Source organism: Muricaecibacterium torontonense, assembly GCF_004793925.1.
GTDB classification, from domain to species: domain Bacteria; phylum Actinomycetota; class Coriobacteriia; order Coriobacteriales; family Atopobiaceae; genus Leptogranulimonas; species Leptogranulimonas caecicola.
In genome coordinates this window covers 57,268-79,333 of sequence record NZ_SRYE01000001.1, presented here as the reverse complement: position 1 = coordinate 79,333, position 22,066 = coordinate 57,268, and the positions used below count along the sequence as shown (strand labels likewise).

Here is a 22,066-nt window from a genome sequence, read left to right as displayed (position 1 = left end):
TATCACCAGCCATAAGGGTTTTCATTAGCTGGCAGCTAATGGGGGGCTGACCTGAAATGATCTTCAAGGAATAGAAGAAATATAAAAATGAAACGATTAACTATTAGATAATACACTATTATCTAATAAAACAATATAAACTACTCAGTTATAATTTCTACTTCTACTACATCATAATCAGAATCGTCTTCTGAAGTTGATGAGGTGTAATCCGAGTTTTTGTCTGCTAGGAACATTTTAATAGAATAATTTGCAATAATATTTGTGGACACCACATCAAGGCCGCCGCCTACCAGGCCACCAGCTAGAGGGACCATTTTACCTAAATTAATTATGCCCTTCTCGCCAAACTTCGTTAGGAATCTAAAGCCGATCCTTTGGTTGATCTTTACTAGTGCTGCCCCAGGAATCTTTTTGATTGCTGCTTCGAGCGATTTCTGACTAAACTTAATTGCACCCATCATGACGAGATCGGCCATAGTAGTGCCGGTAAGACACATGTAGACCATTGTTTGTACCTGGTCAGACCTAATGTCATAACCGCCCATTTTTGCAATGCAAGCGATCATGCGCATTTGAATGTAAACGACGCTACTAATGTTTGCAGGAATAGCAACAGGAAGGGTAATGAAGCCGCCAAGACTGCTGAGAAAACCTGAAGTGCCGCATTTCATGATCTGCCATTTTGTAAGGGACTTTGCGGCTTCTTCAGTCGAGGGGTATTTATTAATATAGTCGTTGACCATTTCATCAACCGAACGACTTACTTTTGGAATGCCATTAAGAGCTTTCTTATAGATGGAGTCAAGAATTTTACCAGCAGTCTCCTGATCGATGGGTACCTCAAAGCCCTGGCTCTGAGCAGACTCTTCTTTAGTCGCCTTTTTGGGCATGACAGTTCCCTTCTTAGCAGTGCAAACATATTCGTACATCTTACCTATTGACCCAGGGTTATTTACTTAGATATATAGCTTTTGTTCAGTTATCGCTAGATTTGTGATCACATAAAAATAACGAGCATGGGTACATTGATATAGGTATCAATTTATGAAAAATCTGTCGTCCTGATATGCGCTTCGATAAGGACGTACTGATTACGTCATTACAGCGTGCAGATGCATTAGGTATTAGTTAAATAGCATAATTCAGCTACGAGCCACTTATGGGTGTTTGAAAAACTGTCCTCCTCTCGCCTCACGCCTCCCTGCATTAGCTCCCAGCTAATGCGACTCACCTCAGCGCTCCCTAGAATGCAAGGAGTCTGAAACTTCCCCAAAAGTGATGGGATGACCTCGTCAAACGCCGCGGATCGACCCATCAGTAAGGAGCATCTCATGACTCTTGCAACAAAACTGGGCGCGGTGGCCTGCGCTTCTCTGCTCGTTCTCTCGCTGGGCGCCTGCGGAAGCAGCTCAAACTCTGATTCCAACAGCGCCGACACTAGCAGCGACGCCTCCCAAGAGCAGCAGGCCCAGCAGGCCGAACCCGCCCAAGACTCCCCCTACCAGGTGTCCATCGACAACGCTCAGGTGGTCAAGGCCTACGACGACGCCAACGCCATCTGCCTCACCTTCACCTTCACCAACAACTCCGATGAGGCCCAGGCCTTCGGCACCGCCACCAGCGTCACCGTCTACCAAGACGGCGTGGAGCAGGAAATCGCCATGCCTGCCGAAAGCCCCGCCAACTACGGCAACTCCATGAGCAAAGTAAAGCCCGGAGCATCCATCACTGTCGATAACGTCTACGCTCTGGCCAACACCACGTCCCCCGTGGAAGTGGAGGTCACCGAGCTCTTCGATCTCGACCAAACCGTCCTTGCCGAGAAAACCTTCAACCTTTCCTAGGAATCTCTCCCTCGTCCCTAGGATCCCATTAGCTTGCAGCCCCGCTGGTCCTCCCGCCAGCGGGGCTGTTTTTCTCGGCAGCAGTGTTATGTGGGCGATAACGGTAAGAATGGACGTCCCCTATGGACGCGTGCCATCTGTGGATACCTGCCTATTGGCCTCCGCCTACTAAGTACTTTTTTGCGCGAAATATGGCAGTCTACCGACTATTTGTACTTAGTAGACAGCAAAAGCCCAGGTCGTTAGATTCGCCTACTATGCACATCTACTTAGTAGGCGGCGAAGCCGGAATCCAAGGCTGTTGTCGTTGGGTAACCATGGGGTCCGGAGGAGCAATCTGCGTCCCTTGAGGTGGTAGGGTGAAAGTCTGCTGATAATCTCCCGCCGCCCTGCCCTAAAGGAGGCAACCCATGGACGTCCACACCCAGTGCATTCACGCGGGCTACCACGCATCCAACGGCCAGCCGCGCACGCTGCCCATCGCGCTGTCCACCACCTTCCCCTACGATTCCTGCGAGGAGGTGGCAGCGCTCTTCGACCTGTCGGAGAACGGCTTTTTCTACTCGCGCATCGGCAATCCCACCTGCGACGTCACCGAGCAAAAGATCGCTGCTCTCGAAGGCGGAGTGGGCGCCATGCTCACCAGCTCCGGGCAGGCGGCCAACCTCATCGCGGTCCTCAATCTGGCCCAAGCCGGCGATTCCATCGTGGCCTCCAGCGCCATTTACGGCGGCACGGTGAATCTTTTCTCGGTCACGCTCAAGCGCTTTGGCATCGAGACCGTCTATGTGAGCCCCCGCGCCACCAAAGAGGAGATCCTGGCCGCCATCCAGTCCAACACCAAGGCGGTCTTCGGCGAGACGGTGGCAAACCCGGCGCTCGACGTGTTAGACATCGAGACCTTCGCCGCCGCAGCCCACGAGGCAGGTGTGCCCCTCATCGTGGACAACACCTTTCCCACGCCGGTGCTCTGCCGCCCCTTCGAGTGGGGCGCCGACATCGTGACCCACTCCACCACCAAATACATCGACGGCCATGCCATGACGGTGGGTGGCGTCATCGTGGACTCCGGAAAATTCAATTGGGCCGCATCTGGGCGCTTCCCCGAATTCTGCGAGCCCGACGAGTCCTACCACGGCGTCGTCTACACCCGCGACTTTGGCGATGCCGCCTACATCGTCAAGGCCCGCGTGCAGCTCATGCGCGACCTGGGCTGCTATCCGCCAGCCACCAACGCCTTCATCCTCAACGAGACCCTGGAGACCCTGCCCCTCCGCATGGCCCAGCACGGCGCCAATGCGCTGGCGGTGGCCCAGTGGCTCCAGGCTTGTCCTGAGGTGGCCTCGGTCAACTACCCCGGCCTTCCCTCCAGCCCCGATCGCGACCTTGCCGAGAAGTACCTTCCCAACGGCTGCTGCGGCGTCATTTCCTTTGTGATCAAAGGCGGTCGTGACCGTGCGGCGGCCTTCCTGGACGCTCTCAAGCTGGCCCGCATCGAGGTCCATGTGGCCGACTCCCAAACCTGCGTCCTGCATCCCGCCAGCTCCACCCATCGCCAGCTCACCGACGAGCAGCTGGCTGCCGCCGGGGTCGAGCCCGGTTTGGTGCGCCTCTCCTGCGGCCTCGAGTCTGCCGACGACATCATCGCCGACCTCGCCCAGGCCCTGGACTCCCTGGCCTAACCGCGCTCGGCTGCCTGGTCGCCCCCGCCTACATTTCCTTGTCTGGTCGTGCCTCGTGGCAGCAAGCCACGCGCTTTATAGCGCCACCTCCAGCGTTGTGTGCGCAAAGAAAAGGCCTTCGGCGCCCAAGAGGGCGGCCGAAGGCCTTGTGCGTGAGATGGAAGAAGAGGAACTAGTCCTCGACGATCTCGGTGATGGCGCCGGTGGGGCAGTTGTCGAGGCACTGACCGCAAGCGATGCAGTTCTCCTCGTTAGCCACTACCGCGGACTCGTCGCCGAGCTCCAGGGTGTCAGTGGGGCATACGTCAACGCACACGCCGCAGCAGATGCACTCATCGGCATCGATAACAGGATGGGCCATGATGTCTCCATTCGTAGAGGGACGCCCCGCGCGGGGGCGCGAAGCTTCGTTGTTTGTGAATATACCAATCCTCTCCAAGAATGCAAGAACAACTTCTGGACTTTTTTGCAATCCCCTTGAGGTCTCTAATGCAGCCCCACTAGCTGGGCAAACTGGCAAAATACCCCTAGTTTAATGGGGTTAACATTTTTGGCTTAACGCGTACGGGAACGGGCTTTGCACAATGTTGCAATCATAGGCTGGAATGCGGCATGACAGCGGCTGGTCGCGTCGCAGGCATGGGCTCCATGCGCAGCCGAGAGGGCGGTAGCAAGACCCCCTATTACACAATTCTCAAATCAACAGAGGCTCTCAGAGGAGTCGTGAAATTCACCCAGAACGGGTGAATTCAAGGGGGTGGCGCGTGGGTTTCTGGACAAGGAGAGGTCTTTTAAAATACCCCATTTATCCTGGGGAGATAGGGATGGCGTGGAGGGTTTGCATCGGGCAGAGGCTATGTGTTTGCGCCAGGACACATCGGTGATAAGGAAACCGAGGCGTACGAGCTTCCCCGACGCTAAGTTGTGGAGGTTTAGGAAATCTATAGCGAACACACTTAGATAATGTGTAGTATGTTCACCAAAGGATATAAGCCTCACCGTGCGGAGGGCTCGCCACCATGGTTCGCCACCGCAGCAGTAACTCCGCCATGAGGCAGTTATGAAAGGAAGACCAGGTATGGCAAACAAGATTTTGGGCATCGATCTGGGCACTACAAACTCCGCCATGGCGGTGCTTGAGGGCGGCGAGCCCACCATCATCGTGAACGCAGAGGGCGACCGCACTACGCCTTCCGTCGTTTCATTCCAACCTGACGGCGAGCGCCTTGTGGGCAAGGCTGCCAAGAACCGCGCCGTCACCAACCCGCAAAACACCGTGTTCTCGGTCAAGCGTTTCATGGGCCGCAAGTATGACGAGGTGGCCAGTGAGCTCAAGACGGTTCCTTATACCGTCAAGCCCGGCAAGGACGGCCGCGTGGTCATCTCCATCGAGGGCGAGGACTACACCCCTGAGCAGATCAGCGCCATGATTCTGGCCAAGATGAAGGCAGACGCAGAGAAGTACCTGGGCGAGACCATCACCGAGGCCGTCATCACCGTTCCTGCTTACTTCAACGACGCCCAGCGTCAGGCCACCAAGGACGCTGGCAAGATCGCTGGCCTCGAGGTCAAGCGTATCGTGAACGAGCCCACCGCAGCAGCCCTGGCCTATGGCCTCGAGAAGGCTGACGGCGATCAGAAGATCCTGGTCTTCGACCTGGGCGGCGGCACCTTCGACGTCTCTCTGCTGGAGCTGGCAGACGGCGTGACCGAGGTTTTGGCCACCAACGGCGACAACCACCTGGGCGGCGACGACTGGGACCAGCGCATCATCGACTGGGCCGCTGACAAGTTCCAGAAGGAGGAGGGTGTCGACCTGCGCTCCGATCCTATGGCGCTGCAGCGCCTCAAGGAGGCTGCCGAGAACGCCAAGAAGGAGCTCTCCAGCGCCCAGCAGGCTACCATCAACCTGCCCTTCATCACCTCGGTGAACAACACCCCCAAGCACCTGGACTACACCCTGTCCCGCTCTGAGTTCGAGCGCCTCACCCGCGACCTTCTGGATCGCTGCAAGGAGCCTGTAACCAAGGCCCTGAAGGACGCTGGCCTGAACATCTCTGAGATCGACGAGGTCATCCTGGTAGGCGGCTCCACTCGTATGCCCGCCGTGCAGGAGCTGGTGCAAAAGATCACCGGCAAGAAGCCCAACATGTCCGTGAACCCTGACGAGGTCGTGGCAGACGGCGCAGCCGTTCAGGGCGGCGTCCTCACTGGCGACGTCGACGGCATCCTGCTTCTGGACGTCACCCCGCTGTCTCTGGGCGTGGAGACCATGGGCGGCATCATGACCAAGATGATCGACCGCAACACCACCATCCCCACTTCCAAGACAGAGATCTACTCCACCGCTGCAGACAACCAGACCTCGGTAGAGATCAACGTGCTTCAGGGCGAGCGCGAGTTCGCAGCTGACAACAAGAGCCTGGGCCGCTTCCAGCTCACCGGCATCCCCGCGGCCCGTCGTGGCACTCCTAAGATCGAGGTCACCTTCGACATCGACGCCAACGGCATCGTGAAGGTCTCCGCTAAGGATCTGGGCACCGGCAAGGAGCAGCAGATCACCATCTCCGGCTCCACCGCCCTGTCTGACGAAGAAGTGGACCGCATGGTCAAAGACGCCGAGGCCAACGCTGAGGAAGACAAGAAGCGCAAGGGCGACATCGAGGTGCGCAACCAGGTAGACTCCCTGGCTTACTCCACCGAGGAGACCCTGAAGGACCTGGGCGACAAGGTGCCTGCCGACATGAAGTCTGAGGCAGAGGCTGCCGTGGAGGACGCCAAGAAGGCTCTGGAGGGCCAGGACATGGACGCCATCCAGGCCGCTGGCGACAAGCTCCAGGAAGTGGGCCACAAGCTCGCTGAGGTGGTCTACTCCAGCGCCCAAGACGGCGCCGCTCAGACCGGCTCCGCAGACGACGACGTAGTCGACGCAGACTACGAGGTCGTGGATGACGACGACTCCAACAACTAATCTACGAGCGTGAACTCAAGGTGTCCGGAGCGCTCCAACGTTCCGGACACGCCTTATGAAGGAGGCGAAATCATGGACGATACCCAAGAAGAGCTCGATCCTCAGATGGTCGAGGCTGCCATTCGCGCCGGCGAGCAAGCCGCGCAAGAAGACTTCGCCCGTGATGCCGAGCGCGCTCGTTCTGAACGCGACGAGCTGGCTGCTTCTTTGGCCAAGGCAGAAGAAGAAGCCGAGAAGGCCCGCACTGAGGCGGCGGATGCTGCCGCTCGCCTGGCTCGCCTGCAGGCCGATTGGGACAACTACCGCAAGCGCACGGCCCAAGAGCGTGTGGCCGAGCGCGAGCGTGCGACAGAGAAGCTGGTAGAGGCGCTGCTGCCCGCCATCGACGATCTGGAGCGCGCAGTGGAACATGCGCAAGGCATCGAGGACAGCCAGATTCAAGAGATGGCCGCCGGCGTCGCCAACGTGCACACCAAGATCTTGGGTGTGCTGGAGCGCGAGGGCGTCGAGGTCATCGACCGCCCCGGTGAGGCGTTTGATCCTCTCCGCGAGCAAGCAGTAGGTCAGGTGCAAGACGCTGAGGCCTACAACGACTCGGTGGCACAGGTGCTGCGCCGTGGTTATACCATGGGTGGCAAGGTCATCCGCCCTGCCATGGTCTCTGTGACCGTGGGCGGTCCCAAGCGTCCGGCTCCTGAGGATGCAGATCAGGCACCTGAGGCTTCCAACTAGGAACGCTTCGCCACGTTGGGCTTCTGCTCCTAGCGGGTATGAGCCTTCATGAACTGGCAGTGGGAAACCTGCGCGCCCTGGGCCTCATGTCACGGCCTGGGGCGCGCGTTTCTCTGTACAAATAACCCCATGAAAGGGGGTGTGGCCGCGATGCCTAAAAAGAACTTCTATGACGTCTTGGGCGTCTCTCGCGACGCGAGTCAAGACGAGATTAAGAAGAGCTTTCGCAAGCTGGCCCAAAAGTATCACCCCGACGCCGGCGGCGATGAGGACAAGTTCAAAGAGATCTCCGAGGCCTATGAGACCTTGTCGGATCCTGCCAAGCGCAAAGAGTACGACCAGGTGCTGATGTTTGGCGGCATCCCTGGCGCAGACTTTGGCGGCGACGGTGGTCGCGGAAGAGCCTACACCTATAGCTCGGCCGATGGCTTTGACTTCTCAGACATCTTCAGCGGCTTTGGCGGCGGTGCCGCCTCTGACGGCGCCGGCTTTGACTTCTCGTCCATCTTCGGCGGAGGCCAGCCGCGCTCTCAAAAGGGCGGCGACCTCACCATGTCCATCGATGTGACTTTCGATGAGGCGCTGGAGGGAGCTCAACGCAAGGTGACCTACCGTGTGCCTTCCACTGGCGAGGAGCAAACCCTCACCGTCAAGATTCCTGCAGGCGCTGTCAACGGCGGCAAGCTGCGCTACCGCAAGCGCGGCGAGTACGGCCGCAACGGCGGCGAGCGCGGCGATCTGGTAATCACCACCCGCGTCGAGGAGCATCCGCTCTTCAAGCGCGACGGGGCCGATGTGCGCATGGACGTCCCCATCTCCATTTACGAGGCGGCGCTCGGCGCCACCATCGAGATTCCCACGCCCGAGGGCAAAGTAGTGCGCCTCAAGGTGCCCAAGGGCACCCAAGACGGCAAGACCTTCCGCTTCAAGGACCTGGGCGCCCCCAACGTCAAGAAGAAGGGCGCCAAGGGCGCGCTTTACGTCACCGTCAAGGTAGAAGTGCCCACGCGCCTTACCAAGGAAGAGCGTGCCGGCCTCGAGCAGGCTATGGAAAACGATCATCACGATTGGCGCCGCGACATCGAGCGCTTGGTTAAAAAGAACAGCTAACAGATAGCTGAGAGGAGGATGCCATGGACAGTCCAGAGGTTGGACGTGCCAACCGCACTAAACCTCTCTACATGATCTCTGTGGCGGCAGAGCTCTGCGGCATGCATCCGCAGACCCTCCGCGTCTACGAGCAAAAAGGCCTGGTGAACCCCGGTCGCTCTCGGGGAAACACCCGTCTCTACAGCCAGGCAGACATCGAGCGGCTTCATCTTATCGGTCGCTTGACCGACGAGGGCATCAACCTCGCCGGCGTAGTGCGGATTTTGGACATGAGCGAGCGCGCAGAAGAGCGCGACGCAGAGATCGACGAGCTGCGCGCAAGGATACGTGAGCTGGAGAATCAGGTCCACGAATACCGCACCCGCGTGCGCATCACCGCTCTTGCCCCCTATGACGGCAAGAGTCCCGAAGCGGTGTTGCGCGGTTTTCTTCAAGGAAACACGACTGACCAACCATAAAACCCCGCATCGAGGGGCATAGACCTCTATCGATGCTGTCTCTTTGCAAGAATGGAGGTACTCCATGAACGTTAACAAGCTTGCCGTTACGGCAGCCGAGGCCCTGCAAACCGCATTGGGCATTGCCACCGACGTAGATGCGAGCGCCTGTGAACCTGTCCACTTACTCAAGGCCCTCTTGGCCTCGGGCGAGCGCAACCTGGACTCGATCATCGAGAAGGTGGGGGCCGACCCTCGCGCTGTGGAGCATCAGGCAGATGATGCCATCGCCAAGCAACCCAAGATCTCTGGCGACTCCCTGTCACAGATGGGCCTTTCTCGGGAGTTGGTCAAGGTCTTTGACGCTGCCGAGAAGCTCGCCACCAAGATGGGTGACTCCTACGTCACTACCGAGCATCTGCTGATCGCCCTGTCGGAAGAAAAGTCTGACGCCGGTTCGATCCTGCGCGGCGACGGCCTTACCGCCAAGCGCATTCAGGAGGTCTACGAGAACCTGCGCGGCGACGAGCACGTGACCAGCGCCGACGCCAAGCCAGAGTTCGAGGCTCTGGAGCGCTACGGCCGCAACGTGTGCGAGCTGGCACGCATGGGCAAGCTGGACCCGGTCATCGGCCGCGTGGAGGAGATCCGCCGCACCATTCAGGTGCTCTCCCGTCGCACCAAGAACAACCCGGTGCTCATCGGCGAGCCTGGCGTAGGCAAGACCGCCATCGTGGAGGGCCTGGCCGAGCGCATCGTGGCCGGCGACGTGCCCTCGACTTTGAAGGACAAGGACATCGTCGAGCTGGACATGAGCGCCCTGGTAGCGGGCGCCAAGTACCGCGGCGAGTTCGAAGAGCGCCTGAAGAGCGTGGTCAAAGAGGTGCAAAAGTCCAACGGCCAGGTGATCCTCTTCATCGACGAGCTCCACACCATCGTGGGCGCCGGCGGCGGCGAGGGCTCCATGGACGCCGGCAACATCTTGAAGCCGGCGCTGGCCCGCGGCGAGTTGCGTGCCATCGGCGCCACCACGCTGGACGAGTACCGCAAGTACATCGAGAAGGACGCCGCCCTGGCCCGCCGCTTCCAAACCGTCATGGTGAGCGAGCCCACGGTGGAAGACACCATCTCCATCCTGCGCGGCCTCAAGGAGAAGTACGAGATGCACCACGGCGTGCGCATCACCGACGCCGCCCTAGTCTCTGCTGCAGACCTCTCCAACCGCTACATCTCCGACCGCTTCCTGCCCGATAAGGCCATCGACCTGGTGGACGAGGCTGCCAGCCGCCTGCGCATGGAGCTGGACTCCATGCCCGCCGAGATCGACGCCATGGATCGCCAGATGACCCAGATGCAAATCGAGGAGCAGGCCCTCATGAAAGAGGAGGACGCTGCTTCCAAGGACCGTCTGGAGCAGCTGCGCCGCGAGATGGCCCTCATGCGCGAGAAGCTGGACGGCGTGAAGGCCTCCTGGCAAAACGAGAAGAGCGCCATCGACCGCGTCCAAGACCTCAAGCGCCAAATCGACGAGGCCAAGAACGAGGAAGAGCGCGCCACCCGTTCAGGCGATTTGGCCCGCGCCTCTGAGATTCGCTATGCCACCATTCCCGACCTCCAGCGCCAGTACGACGAGGCCGAGAAGCTCCTCATGGACAAAGAGGACGACGGCATGCTCAAGGAGGAGGTCACCACCGGTGAGATCGCCGACGTGGTCTCCAGCTGGACCGGCGTCCCTGTGACCAAAATGATGCAGGGCGAGATGGACAAACTCAAGAACCTGGAAGAGGAGCTTCACAAGCGCGTCATCGGCCAAGAGGACGCCGTGCGGGCCGTCGCCTCTGCCGTGCGCCGCAGCCGCGCGGGCCTCGCAGACCCCGACCGTCCTCTGGGCAGCTTCTTCTTCCTTGGCCCCACCGGCGTAGGCAAGACCGAGCTGGCCAAGGCCCTGGCAGAGTATCTGTTCGACGACGAGCGTGCCCTTATCCGCATCGACATGTCCGAGTACATGGAGAAGTTCTCCGTCCAGCGCCTCATCGGCGCCCCTCCAGGATATGTGGGCTATGACGAGGGCGGCCAGCTCACCGAGGCCGTGCGCCGCCATCCTTACAGCGTCATCTTGCTGGACGAGATGGAGAAGGCTCACCCGGACGTCTTCAACATCTTGCTCCAGGTGCTCGACGACGGCCGCCTCACCGACGGCCAGGGGCGCATCGTGTCCTTCAAGAACACTATCATCATCATGACCTCCAACGTGGGTTCCCAGTTCATCGCCTCCGCCCAGGCCATCGCGAACCCCGAGGAAGTCACCGAGCAGGTCAACGAGGCTCTGCGCGCTACCTTCAAGCCGGAGTTCTTGAACCGCATCGACGACGTGGTGGTCTTCCACGCCCTCATGCTGGACGACATCGAGAAGATCGTGGACATCCAGCTCAAGGGAGTGCGCGAGCGCCTGCGCCGCCAGCGCCTGAAGCTGCAGCTCACCCCTGCCGCCGTGCAGGCTCTGGCTCTGGAAGGCCTGGATCCCGTCTACGGCGCCCGCCCCTTGAAGCGCCTCATCCAGCGCCAGGTGGTGGACAACGTGGCTTCTCTCATTCTGGACGGCCGCGTGCGCGAGGGCGACACCGTCGAGGTGGATGTGGACGACAAGCAGGGCTTCTACGCTCGCCTCGTCGGCGCCAGCCTTAAGGAGACCCAGGAAGACTACGAAGAGGTCGAGCCCATCGAGCCCGACGACGTCCAAGAGGACTAGCGCTTCCCGCCGGCCCTCCTCGCGATCAAAATCGCGCAGGAAAGGCGGCAAGGGCTTCTCGGCAGCTTAAAAATGCCGAGAAACACACCCATAGGCACCCTGTTCTCCTCACGGAGGACGGGGTGCTTTTTTTGGGATGAGACTAACGATGATGAGTTGGTAGTTCGTGCGGTAGAGTGCGGGCATAGGCGCGAGGTCTATCGTTCGAAGTGCGAGGGATAGCCTCTCCATATCTCAAAAAGCCGTTGCGGGTAGAATTGCGTCGTAGATGTATCCGGGGTGTCGCTCAAGCGACGTGGCCCCTCCACTCCAAGGAGACTGCATGCGCTGCGAAGGCTGCGGCACCGAGCTACCTGACAATGCAAAGTTTTGCCACCAGTGCGGACGTCCCGTGGCGGGCGCTTCCCTGCAGGATGCGACGTCAAACGTCGATATGAATGACGCTCACGATGTAGCGAATGTAGCAAATAATTCCAAGGGCACCCTAGACAATACCCCAGTCTCCGATGTTGCAAATGTAGTAATTAATTCCAAGGATGTCCCAGCTGACGCCCTTGGCGCTCCAGCTGGATCTTCAACTTCCGATGCTCAGAACTCCCCGGACGCTCCGGCGGAAGAAGCCGCAGAGGCTCCCCAAGGCGCCCAGCCGCAAGAAGACTTGGCAGCCACCTCGTCGCTCAAAGAGGTGGAGGCTACTCAGGTGCGTCCAGGGAGCCCTCAGGTAGAAGTAGGCGACACGGTGCCTGTGCCCACGCCGGTTGACGCCACCAAAGAGGCCGTGCGCTTGGACCTCACCGACGAAGACCTTGTGGATTCCCTGGTCACCGACCCTTCCCGCCCCGGATCTACCGGCCGCATGCGCGTCTATGCGGCGCCGGATCCCATCGCAGAAGAGCAGGCTGCCGAGAAAAACCACCGCCTGGGCCTCATCACCGCCGCCGTCCTGTTTGTGGCGGCGCTGGCGATGCTCGCGGCCTTTGTCACCTGGCGCATGGAGATCTGGGGCGGCAAGACGCTGCCCGACACCGTGGGCATGGATCAGGCCGCGGCCACTTCCTTGCTGGAAGGGGAGGGCTTCTCGGTAGCCACCACAGAAGTGGTGAGCGACAACGCTGTGGGCAAAGTGGTGTCCCAGGAGCCGGCGGGCTCCAGGCGCGTGGATCCCGGCAGCGTGGTGGCGCTGGGCATCGGCGTGGAGCGGTCGGTGCCCGAGGTAGAGGGCATGGCCCTGGAAGACGCCAAGGAGGCGCTGCACGACCGCTCCATAGATCACGTGCGCGTGGAATATGAGAATTCTGACAATGAAAAAGGCACAGTCATCGCGGTGACGCCTTCGGCCGGGTCGGTAGTGGCGGCCGACGAGATGGTGACCCTGGTGGTGGCCCAGCCCTATACGGTGCCTGACGTGGTGGGCCTCAGCGAGGACGATGCCAAGGAGGCTGTCGAGCGCGCCGGCCTCACCTATGAGACGGTGATGGTGGCCAGCGACCAGGATCCGGGCACGGTGGTCTCGGCAGACCCTGCGGTCGGGTCTGAGCTCAAAGCCAACTCCAAGGTGACGCTCACGGTGTCGTCGCCCTATCCGGCCAGCCCCTACGCGGCGTTGGAGTACCTCCACTGCGCGCCCAAGGACCTCTCCACCTACCTGCGCCAACAGGGCTATAGCCTGCTCTACGGCGCAACCCGCGACGACGTGGTTGCCGCCACCTGGGCCGGCTCTGCCGCAAGCCCGCAGGTGGTCATTGGGCCCAATCCCTTTGCCGAGTACCGCGGCTTCCAGTTCTGGGCCACCGACGGCTTGGCCGCCGGCGCTCAAATCCAGGGCGTGCGCCTGACCTTTGACCAAGACTCCGCTCCCGACGCCGCAGGCGCCCTCAAGGTGGACCAAGCCACGGTCAACAGCCTCATGGAGGCCTGCGGGCTGAAGACCTCCTCGGGCACCACCACCACAGCTACGCCACAGACGCTGGCGCCCAAAGCCTCCCAGGCCCCAGAATTCATCGCCAAGGCCGGCACCCAGGGTTCCGACACCTGGGCCATTGTGGTCTGGCGCGCCAACGATCAAGTCCTGGCCGCCGTCTGCGTCGCACCCACCCAAACGCTGGAGACAAACCTCTCGGCTGCCGGCATCAGCCTGGACGCCTACGAGGGCTCCATGGCCAACCTGGCCGCCACCCAACTGCTCATAAAGGGGTAACCGTGACGACTCCTCATGTTTCTGCTACCGAGAAACCCGCGCCTTCCCCTAAGAAACCGGCGGCCAGCAGCGGCGCTTCTCGGCAAGAAAAAGTCTCTGCCAGCGAGTTTTGCCGGGCAGAGACAGAAGATGACGACGGCTACGATCCTTGGAGCGACCGCCCGCCTGCGCGCGAGTCTCTCTGGGAAGAGGATCCCTGGCGCTAGGAGCCTGCCGCTTCTTGGATGCGGTGCCGCGTAGGTGGGCCCGCAGGTGAGCGCAGCGCTGACACTAACGAAGTACCAGCCAGAGGATGAGGGCCACTAAGAGCGTTGCGGCCATCAGCACGGCCAGGATGGCGGCCGTGCGGGCGCGCTGTTGCTTCTGGCTGGCGAAAAGGTCGCGTCGTCCTTTGGGAACCTCCAGGTATTGGCCGTATTTGAGCTCTTTTTTGAAGCGTTGCTCGTCTGCCCGGCTGCGGCGGTAGCCACTGCCTGAGAAGGCGGAGCCGCGGCGGGTGGTGTAGCCGCTCTCATGGGAGTAGTCGATGGAAGACTCAAAGTCGTCCTCGTCCATGCGGTTGATGGCGGCTTGGGTGCGATGGGGCACCGGCTCGCGCACATAGGCCCCTCGGGGGTTGGAAGGCTCCCGATAGCTGGAGCTGTACCCGCTATGGGGAGCGGCGTTTTGCGGGCGGGGTTGCCCGGTAGTGGGCGGGGCCGCAGGGGAGCGATGGTGGGCGTCCCCCTCAAAACTGGGGTCGTAAGCCGCAGGGTCGTTTTGAGGCAATGGGGCCGAGACGGTCTCTGGAGCACCCGCGAAGGGAGGCTCGGCCAGGCCTTCCACCAGATCGCGCCCTAGGTCTTCTGGCACGCGATGGGTGGGAACCGAATCATGCTGTAAAAGATCGTCATCGCGCTCGTGCGCTGCCATGGCTGCCTCCAGAGATTGCACGCCTTTGCACAAAAGCCGCAAGGGTCGTCATCGATCTATTTTAGGAGATGCTTCCCCGCCTGCCGAGGTCAAGCCAGCTTCTGCGAGCGAAAGGCAATAAATGCCCAGAGATCTTGAGGGACTGTAAGCAGTAGGCGCTTTTGCTTCCGGGTTAAGGGCCGTGGCTCTAAAGCCTTCAGCGCATAAGCCCTTCGCCCAGCACTCTGGTGGTGATGTGGAAGGAGTTGCCTTCGCTCAAAAAGACGGCCTCAGAGTAGTCCAAGGCGACTCCCTGCTCGTCGTAGACCATGGTGGTCACCTTGAAGAGTGGCTCCTCGGGCTGTACGTCCAACAGGGCGCAGAGGCTGGTGGTGGCCCGCAGGATCTCGATGGTGCGGTCTGCTTCCAGGGCCGGGCGACCCATCTCGTCGAAGGTGGAGTAGAGCGAGTGGACGGTGAGATCCACCGAAGCAAGCTCTGGGAAATACTCGCAGGGAGTGCAGTTGGTGAGAAAGACGAAGGGCTTTCCGTCGGCATAGCGCAGACGGACGGTGCGGTAGACCGGCGCACCGGGGGCGATGCCCAGGCGGCGGGCCTCCAGGTCGCTGGCGCCTACCGTGCAAAACCTGATGATCTTGGTCTCCGGGAAGCTGGTGTTGGCGCCGCGCTCCTCATAATAGCTGCGCAGCGTGGTGGCGTAGCCCTGGGGCACGCGCCTGCGGGCCACCACATAGCCGCCTGCCGCCGCTTCCAAGAATCCCTCGCGAGCCAAAAGCTCCACGGCGCGCTTGACCGTGGGCGCGCTCACCCCGTAGGTCTCCGCCAAATCCGATTGGGAGGGAATGAGCTCTCCCACGGCATAGCCGCCGTTTTCGATAAGACCTCTAAGGTCGTCCTTGATCATGAGATAGGCAGAACCCATAGTCGCTCTTTTCCAATTGGGGACCCAATGCCAACGAGGGTCGAGCTTACAAGAACCAAACCGCCAATATAGACATAACTTACAAGAAGCTGCGTAGGCCTGCGAGGGGGCAATAGGGGATAGGGGTACTTCACGGTAAGTTACCTCGCGTGTCCCGACTATAGTAAGAGAGTCTACAGGTCGTCGAACCTCCCATGCCCTTCTTTTGCTAGGTGTAACACTTACATAAACAGAACGTACGGATTAAAATCCTGACAAATGGAGAAGCCTCCTCGCCACCCTTCCCAGAGTAGCGCATCTGCCCGTTCTAGATAACGATTGAGAGCGTCCATGAACCCCTTCATCTGGATCCTTCTGGCCTGCGTCGCAGGACTTCTTATAGCCCACCAGGTAGCCATGCGCGTCATTGCCGCACGGGCCCAGCGGCGCATGGATGCAGACGGGCCCGAGGCCTTGCTCGACTATCTAGACGGTCGGTGGCCCAACAGGCTGATGCCGGCCTACAACCTCAACTACATGAGGTTCGCCGCCTATAGGCGGCTGGGCGACGCCCGCCATGCCGATAAGACCTTCAGCACGCTGCTCGCCCAGTCTTCTGCGGGTCGTCAACGCGTCGATCTCCTGGTGAAGGGCTTCGAGTATTACCTGGCTCGAAAAGACGAGACCCAAGTGCGCAGCCTGCTAGAGCGGATGGCAGAGACGGCAAACACCCAAGCCCTTGCCAAAGAGCTCCAAGCGGTGGCAGACATCGTGCTTGATGGCAGCACTGCCTATATCGACCAGATGAAGCGCCAGATGGAGGGCGCAGACCTCCCCACACGCCTGCGTCTGCTGCGCCTTCTGGCTCTCCAATACGACAGCCAAGGCGACGCGGAGGCGGCCAAAGCGGCTCGCGAGGAAGCTGCGCGCCTCTCTCGAGTCATGGCCTAGGGCCAAGGGGCTGCAGCGACCTCTTAAGGCGCCTGGCGGCAAGGTTAGCTTTGCTCGGCAGCTGCAGGGTCTATAGGGTCGATCATGTCTGAGGGCAGCACCAGGTCTGAGGGCTCCTCTGCGCCCACCGTGAACTCGAAGCTGTTGTTGCGGCCTCGGTATGTGGAAATAGAGTATTCCACCATGCGGTTGTCTTGGGCCCTGCCAAAGGTTTGGAAGTGGAAGAGCGGGTCGCCAATGGGCAGGTCGAGCAGCGTGGCCGAGGAAGCGTCGGCCTTCATGACCTCCAGGCGCCGGGTGATGGTGCGCACCGGCCGACCAAGGTCGCTCATGCGCTGGTAGAGGCCTACTTGGGAAAAATCGGCGTTCAAAAAACCAGGGTAGAGCTCGGAGGGCAGATAGTGCTCCATGAACACATGGGGTATCTCGTCCACATAGCGCAAGCGCACCAGCTTTATCACCGGATCGCCGGCAGCCAGCTCCAATGCGCGGGCGATGCCCTCGGAGGCCTCTTCGATCTTAGCCAGGATGGGCATGGTGCGCACGCTGTGGCCTGCCCGGCGCAACTCCTCCTCAAAGCTTTGCAACCCTGAATCTGCCTGGTAGCCACCCGGCTTTTTGGGGTCTGCGTCTGGACTGGTGGGTTTGGTGACGATGGTGCCCCGTCGACGCCGCCGTTCCAGGTAGCCTTCGTCCACCAAGATTTGCAACGCCTGGCGCATGGTGGGGCGGCTTACGCCGTATTGTTTGGCAAGGTCCGTCTCTGAGGGGATAAGGTCGCCCTCAGAGTAGGTGCCGTCGCTGATCTTGGCAAAAAGATCATCTTTGATGTTGCGGTAAAGCGTCCCCATAGTGGTGTTCACAGCCGGCCTGCGATTCTAAGACGACTGCCCGCCTCCTTTTCATGCCTCTTGGGTATCGTGGCCCTTAAGAGGGATGTCTTAGGATGAAATATCCCTGCTCTTAAGAACTATAGAGGATTGAAAGAAGTGACGGACAGTCGAGAGCGGACTATGCCAGAGAAGGCTCACAGTCGAGCCTTCGTATGCGAGCCATCAGCTCGCGATAGGGCCCAGGTTTTCCAAAAAGGGCGCTGGTGCCAAGGACTGCGCCGTCGGCCCCTAAAGCGCAGACCTCTTGGATCGCAGCAGGAGAGCATGCGCCGTCGACGATGATCTTGAAGCCGTAGTCGTCTTTGAGTTGGGCAAACTGCGCGATCTTGGGTTTGACGTAGTCAAGGAAGCTCTGGCCGGAAAACCCAGGGTTCACCGTCATGATGAGCACGTAGTCCACCAAAGGCAGACACCACTGCACCGTCTCCAAGGCCAGGCCGGGGTTCACGGCGATGCCTGGATGGGCCCCCAGCCGCGCGATCTTGGCCAGGGTGGAGTTGATGGTCTTATCGGTCTCAGGATGCACGTAGACGATGGAGGCGCCGGCCTCGATGTAGTGCACGCAGGCCTCGGCGGCGTTGGTGGCCATGAGGTGCACGTCGCAGGGCACGCTGGAGCGTGAGCATACGGCGCGGACGTCGCCTAGGCCCATGGAAGAGGTATCCACGTAGTGGCCGTCGATGACATCGAGATGCAGTAGGTCGGCGCCGGCGGCGCAGAGGGCGTCCACCTCGTCTGCCAGGTGCAAGAAGTCGGCGCACATGAGGGAGGGGCAAAGCAGCATGGCGGGTCTCCTCTCTAAGCGGTGGTCATCATACAGGTGAGCTGGCCTGTGAAAGTCGCGGCGCAGCCTTTGGGAACCAAGAAGTGGTCGCCCACCTTCACGGGCCTGCCGTTGACCTGGCCGGACCCGCGTACGACGCTCACGAGCTCATAGGCGTCTTCGCAAAGGGTGAAGGAGCCCTCGTCCACCACCAGCTTCTCGATCTTGAAAGAGGGGCAGTCGATGTAGCAGGTGCGCTCCCAGCCATCCTTGGCCTCCACTGCGTCGGTGTGGCGGGAGGCGTTGAGATCCGGCCCGTACTCCACTGACTCCAGCGCCTCCTCCAGCTGAAGGGGGCGCCTGTTGCCTTGGGCATCGGTGCGGTCGTAGTCGTAGAAGCGATAGGTCACATTGGTGGCCTGCTGCACCTCGTAGACGATGACGTTTTTGCCGCAGGCGTGCAGGGTCCCTGCCGGCACGTAGACAAAGTCGTCCTTTCGCACGCAGAGGCGGCGCAAAAGCTCATCCCACTGGCCGCTCTCGATACGGTGCCGCATGTCGCGCTCGTCTGCGGCGTTGTGGCCAAAGACGATAGAGGACCCGGGCTGGGCTTCCAGGAAATACCAGGCCTCGTTTTTGCCATAGGGAAACCCCTTGGCGCGCGCGACGCTGTCTGTGGGGTGCACCTGGATGGAAAGGTCCTGCTCGGGGCAGAGCATGGAGACGATGAGAGGGAAGGGGCGATCGGTGTCCCCAAACCATTCCGGATGCTCTTTCCACAGCTCGCCTAAGGTGGCTCCCTGGTAAGGGCCATCTGAAACGGCCGTGGAGCCGTCAGGTTGGTCGGCGAAGGCCCAGGCTTGGCCCACCTGGTCGCTGGGCCATTCGTAGCCGTAGTAATCCTTGATGGCGGTGCCTCCCCAGACGGTGTCGTGGGGGATCGGGGTGAAAAAGAGGGGGTCCATGGAAACTCCTAGGGGCGCAGGGAGACAAAAAGGCGCCGGCAGCATTGGAGGTTGGCTGCCGGCGCAAAGGTTGGGGAGGGTCGTTCGGGGTACGGCCCTAAAGGTAGCTGGCCGGACGCTGCGCGATCAGTGCGCGCGGGGCTTAGAGGAACCCGATGACGCAGCAGATGATGACAGCTACAACGAGGACCAGAAGGACCTTCATGGCGCTCCACTGCTTCTTGTTGAGCATCCACCAGGTCACCAGGGTGACGATGAGGGCCAACAGGCAAGGGAAGACGCCGTCCAGGGTGTCCTGGAGGGGGCCCATCTCGGTGCCATAGGGGATCTGGACGATGGTGGAGACCGCCACCATCGAGGCTGCCAGCGTGCCTACCACGATGATGCCCAGCACGTTGATGGCGTCCATGATGCGCATGGAGGTCTCGCCCACCAGGGTGTCGATGGAGCTCAAGCCCAGCTTGTAGCCATAGCGGAACAAGCCGTAGGAGATGGCCAGGCCGCAGATGAGCCAGGTGACGATGTAGAAGATCGGGCCGGCCACAGAGCCGTTGGCTGCCAGGCTCATGCCGATGGAGAGCAGGGTGGGGACGAAGATGCCCTGGATGATGGAGTCGCCGATGCCTGCCAGCGGTCCCATGAGGGCGGTCTTCACCGAGGTGGGCATCTCCTCAGGGATGGGATCGCCCAAAGCGATGCCCTCCTCCATGGACGCCACGATGCCGTTGATGATGGTGCCCACCTGAGGCTCGGTGTTGTAGAACTGGGAGTGGCGGAGCAGCAGGCGCTTCTTGCCCTCGGGATCGTCTTTGTAGAACTTGTCGGCGAAATCGCAGTAGGACCAGGCAAAGCCGTGGGACTCCAGTTTCTCGTAGGAGCTGGAGGAGAACCAACCTACCTGCCAGCGGTACCAAAGCATGTTGAGATCATGCTTGTTCATGCCGATCTTGCCATCTTCGCGCTTGATTACGGGTTCGTTATTAGACATTGTCTCTCTCCTCTCTCAGCTTAAAAAAGGTCGGGGTCTTCGTAGATCGCGTTCTCGCTGCTGGTGGCAGCAGGAGCGGCGGCAGCGGCCTTGCCGGTGGCTAGGAAGTAGATGTAGGCCACGGTGGCGGCGATGAAGACCACGGGGATGGTGCCCAGGCCTGCGAAGGCGAAGAGGGCGAAGCCAAGGAAGAAGAAGACCAGCTGGATCTTCTCTTTCACCACGATGTTCATGAGCATGCCGATGCCCAGTGCGGGAAGGATGCCGCCCAGCACGCTAATGGTGTGGGTGACGATCTCAGGCGCGTTGTTGGCGATGTCGTTCACGACGCCCTCACCGGCGATGATGGCCACAAAGACGGGGACGAAGCGCAGCAAGAAGGTGCAGATCTGGGGGATGACCAGGTGCCACAGAGTGACGCCCTTGGTGCTTCCGGCCTGTGCGGCCTCCAGGGCCTTGTTGTTGAAGACGGAGTAGCCGGCCATACGCAGGTTGTAGAAGACCAGGCCAAAGGTGTTGCCCACCAGCACCGCCAGGGTCACTGCCAGCGCGGGGTCCTTGGTGGCGGCCATGGCCAAGCCAATGCCGCCATAGGAGGCATACGTGATCTCAGAGTTGGTGGCGCCGCCGGTGGACAGGTTGGCGATGAAGACGGCCTGCACCGCCACGCCGCAGAGGATGCCCTGGGTGACGTCGCCAAAGGCGAGGCCCACGATAAGGCCGGCTACCAAGGGGCGGCCAAGGCAGTAGAAGCTGCCGGTGGTGCCCAGAGGGTTGGCGCACTCGATGGCGCCCAGATAACAGAAGAGACCGCAGATAAACGCCGGGAAAATAAGTCCGCTCATAACAGTTCTCCTCCTCCTTTACAAAGACTCGTACTTGCTCTTCACCTGGGACCAGGTGTGCACAGAATCGTCGGGGATCATCTGGAATTGCAGGTCGATGCCTTGATTTGCCAGATAGTCGAAGCAGGCGACGTCTTCGTCGGTGATGCAGATGGCGTTGCCTAGGTTTTTGGTGCCCGGGCGTGTGCCAGAGAGGTTGCCTACGTTGAGCATGGGGCCAAAGTCGCCGCCTGCCTTCTTGAGGTTGGCGAACTCCTCCACCGAGTCGGAGATAATAAAGAAGTTTTTCTTGGAAGCTTTGGCCTTCTCGCAGGCCTCCACGCCCTGGTCGACGGTGTAAATGCCGATCTTCAGGTGCCCGGCTGCCGCCTTGAGCACCTTCTTGCGCAGGTCGTCAGCGGCAACTTTGTCGCTGATCACCAGGATGGCGTCGCAGGGCTTCTGGGTGGCCCAGCGGGTCATGGTCTGGCCATGGATCACACGATCGTCGATGCGTGCGAACGAAATGGTCATACACCTCTCCTCTCTTTTAGGGAAACTTGTGGCAAGACGACGCGGCTAGAAGAGATCCTCCTCTTCCTCTGGGCCGTCTTCCTGGGGAAGTTCCGCACCACAGACGCCGCTCGCCCCCGCTGAGACGGCAGTCTGAACAACGGCATCGATGTCATCGGCGGCAGAGGCCATGACTCCTGCCTCGATGAGCATGGGAAGGTTGAGGCCGCACACCAGGCGCAGCCGGGAAGGGTCTTCAAGCAGGCGGGCGTAGACCTCGTTATAGGGGGTGCCGCCCAACAGATCGGCCATCACCAAGATGGGGCCCTGGCCGTCAAGGGCGGCCAGACGCTCATCCAAGCGCACCCGAAAATCCTCTACGCCATCGTTGGTGAGGCTGAGGGCGCTCACGTTCGGCGCGTCGGCAAAGAGCATCTTGTAGGCGTCGAGCACGCCCTCGCAGAGCTTTCCGTGGGACACGAGCAGGATGTTCATAGGGGCTCCTTTAGGTGTAAGCAAAATTGATCGAAGGGAGGCGCCCGAAGGCGCCGGATGCCAAGGGAGGGTGCGCTTTTGTGAAGCGCCGTTCTTAAGGGCCCAGAGCGCGCAAGGGAAGAGGGGCGACGCTGGG

General features: G+C 60.5%; 21 protein-coding genes. 10 read left to right on the top strand and 11 right to left on the bottom strand.

Annotated elements, in window-relative coordinates:
* Window positions 1-140 precede the first annotated feature (140 nt).
* Window positions 141-893 (bottom strand): EcsC family protein, encoded by a 753-nt coding sequence (locus E5334_RS00380; protein WP_136011641.1) that lies wholly within the window; start codon window positions 891-893, stop codon window positions 141-143.
* Window positions 894-1,334: 441 nt separating this feature from the next.
* On the opposite strand from E5334_RS00380, the gene E5334_RS00375 reads away from it, so the two are divergent.
* Together E5334_RS00375 and E5334_RS00370 are read left to right on the top strand one after the other, a co-directional pair.
* On the top strand, window positions 1,335-1,847 hold the full coding sequence (locus E5334_RS00375) for a DUF5067 domain-containing protein (protein WP_167604233.1): 513 nt from the start codon (window positions 1,335-1,337) through the stop codon (window positions 1,845-1,847).
* A 410-nt stretch (window positions 1,848-2,257) separates the two neighbouring features.
* Window positions 2,258-3,529, top strand: a complete 1,272-nt coding sequence (locus E5334_RS00370) for an O-acetylhomoserine aminocarboxypropyltransferase/cysteine synthase family protein (protein ID WP_136011639.1) — start codon at window positions 2,258-2,260, stop codon at window positions 3,527-3,529.
* A 172-nt stretch (window positions 3,530-3,701) separates the two neighbouring features.
* Here E5334_RS00370 and E5334_RS00365 read toward each other — a convergent pair whose 3' ends face one another.
* Complete coding sequence (locus E5334_RS00365) at window positions 3,702-3,890, bottom strand: ATP-binding protein (RefSeq protein WP_136011638.1); 189 nt, start codon at window positions 3,888-3,890, stop codon at window positions 3,702-3,704.
* A gap of 717 nt (window positions 3,891-4,607) precedes the next feature.
* Between E5334_RS00365 and dnaK the strand changes: the two genes are divergently transcribed.
* From dnaK to E5334_RS00330, 7 genes are all read left to right on the top strand, one after another.
* Complete coding sequence (gene dnaK, locus E5334_RS00360) at window positions 4,608-6,500, top strand: molecular chaperone DnaK (RefSeq protein WP_136011637.1); 1,893 nt, start codon at window positions 4,608-4,610, stop codon at window positions 6,498-6,500.
* 72 nt (window positions 6,501-6,572) lie between these two features.
* The gene (locus E5334_RS00355; RefSeq protein WP_136011636.1) at window positions 6,573-7,232 is read left to right on the top strand and encodes a nucleotide exchange factor GrpE; all 660 of its coding nucleotides are present in this window, start codon (window positions 6,573-6,575) and stop codon (window positions 7,230-7,232) included.
* Between the two features lie 150 nt (window positions 7,233-7,382).
* Complete coding sequence (locus E5334_RS00350) at window positions 7,383-8,342, top strand: DnaJ C-terminal domain-containing protein (RefSeq protein WP_136011635.1); 960 nt, start codon at window positions 7,383-7,385, stop codon at window positions 8,340-8,342.
* Window positions 8,343-8,365: 23 nt separating this feature from the next.
* Window positions 8,366-8,800 carry a heat shock protein transcriptional repressor HspR gene (locus E5334_RS00345; RefSeq protein WP_136011634.1) on the top strand — a complete coding sequence of 145 codons (435 nt, stop codon included), beginning with the start codon at window positions 8,366-8,368 and terminating at the stop codon, window positions 8,798-8,800.
* A 64-nt stretch (window positions 8,801-8,864) separates the two neighbouring features.
* Window positions 8,865-11,528, top strand: a complete 2,664-nt coding sequence (clpB, locus tag E5334_RS00340) for an ATP-dependent chaperone ClpB (RefSeq protein ID WP_136011633.1) — start codon at window positions 8,865-8,867, stop codon at window positions 11,526-11,528.
* Window positions 11,529-11,850: 322 nt separating this feature from the next.
* Entirely contained in the window at window positions 11,851-13,725 is a 1,875-nt protein-coding gene (locus E5334_RS00335; RefSeq protein ID WP_167604232.1) for a PASTA domain-containing protein, read from the top strand.
* Window positions 13,726-13,727: 2 nt separating this feature from the next.
* Entirely contained in the window at window positions 13,728-13,931 is a 204-nt protein-coding gene (locus tag E5334_RS00330) for a hypothetical protein (RefSeq protein WP_136011631.1), read from the top strand.
* A 64-nt stretch (window positions 13,932-13,995) separates the two neighbouring features.
* Here the strand turns inward: E5334_RS00330 and E5334_RS00325 are convergent, their stop codons facing one another.
* Window positions 13,996-14,637 (bottom strand): hypothetical protein, encoded by a 642-nt coding sequence (locus E5334_RS00325; RefSeq protein WP_136011630.1) that lies wholly within the window; start codon window positions 14,635-14,637, stop codon window positions 13,996-13,998.
* Between the two features lie 196 nt (window positions 14,638-14,833).
* On the bottom strand, window positions 14,834-15,559 hold the full coding sequence (locus E5334_RS00320; protein ID WP_136011629.1) for a GntR family transcriptional regulator: 726 nt from the start codon (window positions 15,557-15,559) through the stop codon (window positions 14,834-14,836).
* A gap of 330 nt (window positions 15,560-15,889) precedes the next feature.
* On the opposite strand from E5334_RS00320, the gene E5334_RS00315 reads away from it, so the two are divergent.
* Window positions 15,890-16,489: a hypothetical protein gene (locus tag E5334_RS00315; RefSeq protein ID WP_136011628.1), complete on the top strand. Its 600-nt coding sequence runs from the start codon at window positions 15,890-15,892 to the stop codon at window positions 16,487-16,489.
* Window positions 16,490-16,533: 44 nt separating this feature from the next.
* On the opposite strand, the gene E5334_RS00310 is transcribed toward E5334_RS00315, so the two are convergent.
* From E5334_RS00310 to E5334_RS00280, 7 genes are all read right to left on the bottom strand, one after another.
* Entirely contained in the window at window positions 16,534-17,352 is an 819-nt protein-coding gene (locus E5334_RS00310; protein ID WP_136011627.1) for a GntR family transcriptional regulator, read from the bottom strand.
* Window positions 17,353-17,500: 148 nt separating this feature from the next.
* On the bottom strand, window positions 17,501-18,166 hold the full coding sequence (locus E5334_RS00305; protein WP_136011626.1) for a ribulose-phosphate 3-epimerase: 666 nt from the start codon (window positions 18,164-18,166) through the stop codon (window positions 17,501-17,503).
* 14 nt (window positions 18,167-18,180) lie between these two features.
* On the bottom strand, window positions 18,181-19,110 hold the full coding sequence (locus E5334_RS00300) for a type I phosphomannose isomerase catalytic subunit (RefSeq protein WP_136011625.1): 930 nt from the start codon (window positions 19,108-19,110) through the stop codon (window positions 18,181-18,183).
* Window positions 19,111-19,252: 142 nt separating this feature from the next.
* Window positions 19,253-20,098 carry a PTS system mannose/fructose/sorbose family transporter subunit IID gene (locus E5334_RS00295; RefSeq protein WP_265591851.1) on the bottom strand — a complete coding sequence of 282 codons (846 nt, stop codon included), beginning with the start codon at window positions 20,096-20,098 and terminating at the stop codon, window positions 19,253-19,255.
* A 20-nt stretch (window positions 20,099-20,118) separates the two neighbouring features.
* Entirely contained in the window at window positions 20,119-20,943 is an 825-nt protein-coding gene (locus E5334_RS00290; protein ID WP_136011624.1) for a PTS sugar transporter subunit IIC, read from the bottom strand.
* Between the two features lie 18 nt (window positions 20,944-20,961).
* Window positions 20,962-21,456, bottom strand: coding sequence for a PTS sugar transporter subunit IIB (locus tag E5334_RS00285; RefSeq protein ID WP_136011623.1), 495 nt, complete (start codon window positions 21,454-21,456; stop codon window positions 20,962-20,964).
* Window positions 21,457-21,501: 45 nt separating this feature from the next.
* On the bottom strand, window positions 21,502-21,930 hold the full coding sequence (locus tag E5334_RS00280) for a PTS sugar transporter subunit IIA (RefSeq protein ID WP_136011622.1): 429 nt from the start codon (window positions 21,928-21,930) through the stop codon (window positions 21,502-21,504).
* Between the last annotated feature and the right edge of the window lie 136 nt (window positions 21,931-22,066).

Excerpts from the sequence above, each read along its gene's own strand:
- E5334_RS00380 (WP_136011641.1), bottom strand. The coding sequence starts at position 893 with ATGCCCAAAAAGGCGACTAAAGAAGAGTCTGCTCAGAGCCAGGGCTTT.
- E5334_RS00375 (WP_167604233.1), top strand. The coding sequence starts at position 1,335 with ATGACTCTTGCAACAAAACTGGGCGCGGTGGCCTGCGCTTCTCTGCTC.
- E5334_RS00370 (WP_136011639.1), top strand. The coding sequence starts at position 2,258 with ATGGACGTCCACACCCAGTGCATTCACGCGGGCTACCACGCATCCAAC.
- E5334_RS00365 (WP_136011638.1), bottom strand. The coding sequence starts at position 3,890 with ATGGCCCATCCTGTTATCGATGCCGATGAGTGCATCTGCTGCGGCGTG.
- dnaK (WP_136011637.1), top strand. The coding sequence starts at position 4,608 with ATGGCAAACAAGATTTTGGGCATCGATCTGGGCACTACAAACTCCGCC.
- E5334_RS00355 (WP_136011636.1), top strand. The coding sequence starts at position 6,573 with ATGGACGATACCCAAGAAGAGCTCGATCCTCAGATGGTCGAGGCTGCC.
- E5334_RS00350 (WP_136011635.1), top strand. The coding sequence starts at position 7,383 with ATGCCTAAAAAGAACTTCTATGACGTCTTGGGCGTCTCTCGCGACGCG.
- E5334_RS00345 (WP_136011634.1), top strand. The coding sequence starts at position 8,366 with ATGGACAGTCCAGAGGTTGGACGTGCCAACCGCACTAAACCTCTCTAC.
- clpB (WP_136011633.1), top strand. The coding sequence starts at position 8,865 with ATGAACGTTAACAAGCTTGCCGTTACGGCAGCCGAGGCCCTGCAAACC.
- E5334_RS00335 (WP_167604232.1), top strand. The coding sequence starts at position 11,851 with ATGCGCTGCGAAGGCTGCGGCACCGAGCTACCTGACAATGCAAAGTTT.
- E5334_RS00325 (WP_136011630.1), bottom strand. The coding sequence starts at position 14,637 with ATGGCAGCGCACGAGCGCGATGACGATCTTTTACAGCATGATTCGGTT.
- E5334_RS00320 (WP_136011629.1), bottom strand. The coding sequence starts at position 15,559 with ATGGGTTCTGCCTATCTCATGATCAAGGACGACCTTAGAGGTCTTATC.
- E5334_RS00315 (WP_136011628.1), top strand. The coding sequence starts at position 15,890 with ATGAACCCCTTCATCTGGATCCTTCTGGCCTGCGTCGCAGGACTTCTT.
- E5334_RS00305 (WP_136011626.1), bottom strand. The coding sequence starts at position 18,166 with ATGCTGCTTTGCCCCTCCCTCATGTGCGCCGACTTCTTGCACCTGGCA.
- E5334_RS00300 (WP_136011625.1), bottom strand. The coding sequence starts at position 19,110 with ATGGACCCCCTCTTTTTCACCCCGATCCCCCACGACACCGTCTGGGGA.
- E5334_RS00295 (WP_265591851.1), bottom strand. The coding sequence starts at position 20,098 with ATGTCTAATAACGAACCCGTAATCAAGCGCGAAGATGGCAAGATCGGC.
- E5334_RS00290 (WP_136011624.1), bottom strand. The coding sequence starts at position 20,943 with ATGAGCGGACTTATTTTCCCGGCGTTTATCTGCGGTCTCTTCTGTTAT.
- E5334_RS00285 (WP_136011623.1), bottom strand. The coding sequence starts at position 21,456 with ATGACCATTTCGTTCGCACGCATCGACGATCGTGTGATCCATGGCCAG.
- E5334_RS00280 (WP_136011622.1), bottom strand. The coding sequence starts at position 21,930 with ATGAACATCCTGCTCGTGTCCCACGGAAAGCTCTGCGAGGGCGTGCTC.